We start from the raw sequence: 2,288 nt of genomic DNA, 5'->3' as shown, positions 1-2,288 counted from the left end.
CGCGCCCCGCTGCCCGCGGCGCCCCGGCCCGTGGCCACACCCGGACACAAGACTCCAAACAAATAATAACCAGCTGGGCCCCCCCCCACCACCCCCCCCCCCCACGCCGCGTCTCAGGTCCAGGCGGCGAGCAGCTTGCTCGCTTCGGCGCCCAGCGCCGCCTGCAGGAGCGGTCCGAAGCTGATCCGCGCGACGCCGAGTCCGGCGAAACGGTCCTTGGCCGGAGTCTCCGGCCGCGTGACCACGTTGACCGGCAACGGCAGCTCGGCGGTGAGTCTGCGCAGGACTTCATCGTCATGCCAGCCCACCGGGTACAGCACGTCGGCGCCCGCGGCGGCGGCCAGCGTCAGCCGGGCGATCGCGCGGTCGACGCGGTCGGCCTCGTCCCCGTCCTGACGCAGGAACAGGTCCGTGCGCGCGTTGACGACCACGTGCACCCCCGCCGCGTCGGCGGCCGCGCGCAGCCCGCGCACAAGCTCGGCGTGCTCCTCGGGACTACGCAGCCGCTTGCCCTCGCTGTGCACGGTGTCCTCGATATTGAGCCCGACCGCACCCGCCGCGAGCAATCCCTCGATGAGTCGCGCGGGCTCGAGCCCGTACCCGGATTCGATGTCGACCGACACCGGCACGTCCACCGCCCCGGTCACCTGGGTGACGCGCGCGAGCAGCTCGTCGTAGGTCATCCCCTCACCGTCACTGCGCCCGACCGAGTCGGCAACCGGGTGACTACCCATGGTCAATGCCGAAAAGCCAGCGGCCACAGCGATATTCGCCGACCACGCGTCCCACACGGTCGGCAGCACCACCGGGTCACCCGGCCGGTGCAGTTCGAGCAGAGTCTTCGCTTTCGCGTCCAGAGAGGTCATACCGCGATGATGCCGCACCGCGGACGCCCGCGCCGGGGACCAGGGCCTGTTTCGGAGCCCGCCGACAGCGCTGCGGGCATGCGCTGAGCATTCGCTGAACGCCCAGATGGTTCCGATTTCGACCGATCGGCGGGAAAGTGAACGGTCAGCGCGGTGGTCGACAGGATCGGGCTACTCGGCGGAGCGGGCGGCCAGTACTGCTTCGTACAGGTCCTTGCGGGAGGCGCCGCGGCCTGCGGAGACCTCGGCGCAGGCGTCTTTGAGGCGCATTCCGCCCGCGACCAGGGTTTCCACCTCGGTGACCAGGTCAGCCGGGTCGGCCGAAACCGGTTGGGCGCCTTCGAGGACCACGGTGATCTCGCCGCGGGCGCCCTCGACCGCCCAGGCGGCGAGTTCGGCGAGGGTGCCGCGGACGACTTCCTCGTAGGTCTTGGTGAGTTCGCGGCAGACGGCGGCGCGGCGGTCGGGGCCGAGGACCGCGACGGCGTCGGCGAGGCAGTCGGCGAGGCGGTGCGGTGCTTCGAAGAAGACGCAGGCGCGTTGTTCGGAAGCCAAGGTGCGCAACCACTCCCGGCGCTGGCCACCCTTGCGCGGGGCGAAACCGTCGAAGCAGAAGCGTTCGACCGGCAGGCCGGACAGGGCCAGGGCGGTGGTGACCGCGGACGGGCCGGGCAGGCAGGTGACCGGGAGGTCGCGTTCGACGGCGGCGGCGACCAGCCGATAGCCGGGGTCGCTGACCGAGGGCATGCCCGCGTCGGTCACCAGGAGCACGGTGAGCCCGCCGGCGATGTCGTCGAGCAGGGCGGGGATGCGGGCCGTCTCGACATGGTCGTAGAAGCTGACGATCCGGCCGGTGATCTCCACGCCGAGCGCCTTCGCCAGCGACTTGGTCCGGCGGGTGTCCTCGGCGGCGACCACATCGGCCGAGCCGAGGGCGTCGCGCAGTCGCTGGGACGCGTCCCCGATGTCGCCCATCGGTGTAGCCGCTAAGACCAACACAGTGTCGTCCAGCCTCTCCGGTATTTTGGCCGTACCGATCGAGTGCGGCGGCGGGGGTGTTCGGCCATTCTGTCAGGCGGTCCCGCCGCGCCGGATCGCGCATCTGCCGGGAAACAAGGGGGAACAGTGTCGGGTCGGACTTCGATGGGCGCACCGCCTACGATCGGTGCGTGATCCCGGTGACCGAAACGCGCGCGATGCCACCGTCGCGGTCGGCGGCGTTGGTCGCGCCGGCTCCGCTGCGACCCGCCCCCGACTTCGGCCCGCTCGACACCGCCCGCGGCTGGGCGGTCACCGCCGTGCTCGCGGGTAGCGCGGCGCGCACCCCGCGGCCGTCCCGCTAATAAACGACACACCCCCCCCCCCCCGTCTGTCCAGCGAATCACAAACCGGCACAGGGCAGGAGCAGGTGCACACGCGGCG

General features: G+C 71.5%; 3 protein-coding genes. 1 reads left to right on the top strand and 2 read right to left on the bottom strand.

Features of this window, described 5'->3' with window-relative positions:
• Positions 1-113 precede the first annotated feature (113 nt).
• Together ACFWPJ_RS21460 and rsmI are read right to left on the bottom strand one after the other, a co-directional pair.
• Positions 114-866: an isocitrate lyase/phosphoenolpyruvate mutase family protein gene (locus ACFWPJ_RS21460; RefSeq protein WP_378853942.1), complete on the bottom strand. Its 753-nt coding sequence runs from the start codon at positions 864-866 to the stop codon at positions 114-116.
• A gap of 171 nt (positions 867-1,037) precedes the next feature.
• The gene (gene rsmI, locus ACFWPJ_RS21455) at positions 1,038-1,877 is read right to left on the bottom strand and encodes a 16S rRNA (cytidine(1402)-2'-O)-methyltransferase (RefSeq protein ID WP_378853950.1); all 840 of its coding nucleotides are present in this window, start codon (positions 1,875-1,877) and stop codon (positions 1,038-1,040) included.
• A 158-nt stretch (positions 1,878-2,035) separates the two neighbouring features.
• On the opposite strand from rsmI, the gene ACFWPJ_RS21450 reads away from it, so the two are divergent.
• Positions 2,036-2,209 carry a hypothetical protein gene (locus ACFWPJ_RS21450; RefSeq protein ID WP_378853940.1) on the top strand — a complete coding sequence of 58 codons (174 nt, stop codon included), beginning with the start codon at positions 2,036-2,038 and terminating at the stop codon, positions 2,207-2,209.
• Positions 2,210-2,288: the final 79 nt, after the last annotated feature.

The sequence above is a fragment of the Nocardia sp. NPDC058497 genome (assembly GCF_042720195.1).
Taxonomy (GTDB): domain Bacteria; phylum Actinomycetota; class Actinomycetes; order Mycobacteriales; family Mycobacteriaceae; genus Nocardia.
The sequence above is the reverse complement of the archived record's forward strand: the minus strand, read 5'-3'. Positions and strand labels throughout refer to the sequence as shown.

Coding starts and splice junctions, on each gene's coding strand:
- ACFWPJ_RS21460 (WP_378853942.1), bottom strand. CDS start 866: ATGACCTCTCTGGACGCGAAAGCGAAGACTCTGCTCGAACTGCACCGG.